This window comes from Inquilinus sp. (genome assembly GCF_057815775.1).
This window is the reverse complement of the sequence record NZ_JBYRFX010000546.1, coordinates 1-3,709: the sequence shown is the minus strand read 5'-3', so window position 1 is coordinate 3,709 and position 3,709 is coordinate 1. Positions and strand designations below refer to the sequence as shown.

The 3,709-nt window shown below is 70.5% G+C and carries 4 protein-coding genes; all 4 read right to left on the bottom strand.

What is annotated here, in order from left to right; all coding sequences use genetic code 11:
• Positions 1-1,058 (bottom strand): ectoine hydrolase DoeA (gene doeA, locus AC3XYG_RS19060; RefSeq protein WP_489141436.1); only part of this gene is annotated, 1,058 nt, incomplete at its 3' end.
• A gap of 11 nt (positions 1,059-1,069) precedes the next feature.
• On the bottom strand, positions 1,070-2,053 hold the full coding sequence (gene eutC / locus AC3XYG_RS19055) for an ectoine utilization protein EutC (protein WP_489141435.1): 984 nt from the start codon (positions 2,051-2,053) through the stop codon (positions 1,070-1,072).
• Complete coding sequence (gene eutB / locus AC3XYG_RS19050; RefSeq protein ID WP_489141434.1) at positions 2,050-3,045, bottom strand: hydroxyectoine utilization dehydratase EutB; 996 nt, start codon at positions 3,043-3,045, stop codon at positions 2,050-2,052. The genes eutC and eutB overlap by 4 nt, the downstream gene beginning before the upstream one ends.
• Position 3,046: 1 nt before the next feature.
• A partial coding sequence (eutA, locus tag AC3XYG_RS19045; protein WP_489141433.1) for an ectoine utilization protein EutA occupies positions 3,047-3,709 on the bottom strand: 663 nt, incomplete at its 5' end.

Sequence of the window (3,709 nt, the reverse complement as noted above, 5' to 3'; positions counted from 1 at the left end):
TGGAAGGTCATGCCGGGTTCCAGGATGGTGCGGTCGCCCGGGCGCAGGCTCATGGTCCGCTCGCCCCAATCCGGCGGATAGCTCAGGCCGATCGGGTAGCCGGTGCGGTTGTCCTTGGTGATGCCGTATTTCTTCAGCACGCCGAAGAAGGCATGGGCGATGTCCTCGCAGGTGTTGCCCGGCCGCGCCGCCTCCAGCCCGGCCTCCATCCCCTCCAGCACCGCCTTCTCGGCGTCGAGGAAAGCCTGGGTCGGCTTGCCCAGGAACACCGTGCGCGACAGCGGGCAGTGGTAGCGCTTGTAGCAGCCGGCGATCTCGAAGAAGGTGCCCTCGCCCGACCGCATCGGCTTGTCGTCCCAGGTCAGATGCGGTGCCGAGGCGTCGGCGCCCGACGGCAGCAGCGGCACGATCGCGGGATAGTCGCCGCCGATGCCATCCACGCCGCGGGTCCCGGCGTCGTAGATCTCGGCCACCAGATCGTTCTTGCGCAGGCCGGGCTCGATCTTCTCCAGGATCCGCTTGTGCATCGCCTCGACGATGCGCGCGGCCTTGCGCATGTAGTCCAGCTCCTGCGGGCTCTTCACCGCGCGCTGCCAGTTCACCAGCGCGGTGGCGTCGGCGAAGCGTGCGTTGGGCAGGTGGCGCTGCAGCGAGGCGAAGGCGGCGGCCGAGAACCAGTAATTGTCCATCTCGACGCCGATCGAAAGCCGGCCCCAGCCGCGCGAGTCGATGATATCGGCCAGCCGGTCCATCGGGTGACGCTCGGTCGACTGCACGTAGTTGTCGGGATAGCCGATGATGTTGTCATGCGCGAGATAGGCGGTGCGCTTGGCGCCGTTGCCGTCCTGGCCGCGGCCATACCAGATCGGCTCGCCCTCCGGCGGCACCAGCACGCCCTGGTGGACATAGAAGGACCAGCCGTCATAGCCGGTCAGCCAGGCCATGTTCGAGGGGTCGCTGACCCACAGCAGGTCGATCCCCTGGCGGGCCATGGCGGCGCGGGTCTTGGCAAGCCGCGCGGCGTATTCCTCGCGGCTGAAGTTCAAGGTGACGGACATGGCTGTGCCTTTCAGCTTTCGAAGGGGGTGCCGATGCCGGCGGCGGCCACCCGGCCGCGGGCCAGGGTGGCGATGGCGGTGTCCTGAGCGCCGGTGCCGGTGAGGTCGGCGACGGTGATGGCGGTGGCCGAGGGCCGGCCCGGCGCGGTGCCGGCGATGACGGCGCCGAGTTCCGGGAAGACGGTATCGGCCGCGACCATGCCGGCGGCGATCGCGTGGTGCAGCTCGCCCAGCCGCCGCACCTGGGCCAGGCTGTCGGCGACATAGAGATCCGCGCGGGCGAGGATGGCGGGGTCCAGCTCGTTCTTGTGCTCGGCGTCCGAGCCCATCGCGGTGACATGCTGGCCGGGCGACAGCCATTCGGCGCGCAGCACCGGTTCGGTCGCCGGCGTGGTAGTGACGACGATGTCCGCGCCCTCGACCGCCGCTTTCGGGTCCGCCTCGGCGCGGACGGCGATGCCCAGCCGGTCGGACAACTTGACCGCCAGGGCATCGGCCCGCTCCGGCTGGCGGGCCCAGATCCGCGCCTCGACGATCGGCCGCACCAGCATCAGCCCCTGCAGCTGCAGTTGCGCCTGCATGCCGGCACCGAAGATCGCGGCCACCTGGGCATCCTTCCGGGACAGGTGCTTGGCGGCCACCGCCCCGGCGGCTGCCGTGCGGATGTCGGTCAGGTAGCCATTGTCGAACAACACGGCATCGACCTGCCCGGTCCGGGCGCTGAACAGCACCATCAGCCCGCTGGTGCTGGGCAGGCCGAGTTTCGGGTTGTCGAAGAAGCCGGGGCTGATCTTGATGGCGAAGCCGTCCAGGCCGGGCACATAGGCGGTCTTCACATCGACCTCGCCATGATGCTCCGGAATGTCCAGGCGCAGGATCGGCGGCATCACCACCGCCTTGGTGGCCAGGGCCAGGAAGGCGTCCTCGACGCAGGCGACGGCGTCGCGGTCGAGTGGCACGGCGCGGCGCAGCTCCGCCTCCGTCACGATGGTCATGCGGGGCAAGGCGTGTCCTCCCAGGCGCCGCTGACGATCTTGCGGTGCAGCGCCATGTCGATGTTGCGGCCCGAGACCACCAGCACGGTCGGGCCGGATAAGGTGAGCTTGCCGGCCAGCAGCGCGCCGATGCCGACCGCGCCGCCGCCCTCGACGATCTCCTGCTCCGCCGCATAGGCGTGGTTGATCGCGGCGGCGATCTCGGCCTCGGCCAGCAGCACAACCTCGTCCAGCAGGTCGCGGGCCAGGGCAAAGGTATGGCGGTTGTCCAGGCCGATGCCGCCACCGAGCGAATCCGCCAGCGTCGGCAGTTCCTCGACCGGCACCGGGCGGCCGGCGGTAAGACTGAGTTGCATCGCCGGGCCGCGTGCCATCGACACGCCGGTCATCCGTGTCTGCGGCCGCAGCGCCTTGACCGAAGCGGCGATGCCGCCGAACAGGCCGCCGCCGGACAGCGGCACCACCACCTGCTCCACATCAGGGAGATCGGCGACGATCTCCAGCCCGATGGTGCCCTGGCCGGAGATCACATCCGGATGATCGAAGGGCGGGATGGCGGTGAAGCCCTCCTCCGCCACCAGCCGGTCGACCTCCGCTTGGGCATCGTCCTGCGAGCGGCCGACGATGCGGATCTCCGCCCCCAGCGCGCGGATCGCCGCCCGCTTGTTGTCGGGCACCAGGCTGGACATGCAGACCACGCAGCGCAGGCCCTGGCGCGCGGCGGCATGGGCCAGGCCGCGGCCATGATTGCCGGTCGAGGCCGCTGCGATCCCGACCTTGCGGGCGTCCGGGGGCAGCGACAGCACGGCGTTGGTGGCGCCGCGCAGCTTGAAGCTGCCGGTGGTCTGGCGGGTCTCGAGCTTGAGGAACACCGGCACGCCGGCGCTGTCCGACAGCGCGGCCGACCGGACCAGCGGCGTGCGGACGACCTCGCCGGCGATACGCTCCGCGGCGGCCCGGATGGTGTCGAGGGTGACGGCGTGCGCGGTCATCCTACACCGCCATCAGCCGGCCGAATTCCGGCCGGGGCTGGTCGTCGCCGCACAGCCGCAGGGTCATCCAGGCGGTGGCGAGGTTGCTGGACACCACCGGCTTGCCGATCCGGCGTTCGATCTCCGCCACCGCTCCGGCGGCGCGCAACGCGGTGCAGGAGATGAACAGCGCCTCGGCGTCCGGCGTCATCGCCGCCTCCGCCGCCGCGACGATCGAATCCGGGGTGATCCGCGCCATCTCCCGATCGTCATCGAGGCCGAGGCAGGTGAAGCGGGCGATGCCGTAGCCGTGATCGGCGAAATAACCCGCCATCGGCCAGCTGGTCTCGACCGTGTAGGGCGTCAGCACCGCAATCCGCCGCACACCCAGCGCATCGAGGCCGCGGCGCGTGGCCAGCGGCGGGGTCACCACGGTTACGCCCGGCTTGGCCTCGCGGATCGCCGCCTCGATCGCATCGTCGCCCATCACCACCGAGGCCGAGGTGCAGGAGTAGCAGACGAGATCCAGATCCTCGTCCGGCAGGATCAGCCCGGCGCCCTCGCGCAGCCGCGGCTGCATCCGGCGCAGATTGTCCGGCGTGGTCGGGTTGGCATAGGCGATGCGGGCGACATAGACGCCGATCCGGTCGCTCGCCACCATCCGCCGGAAATCCGGCTCGCTGGT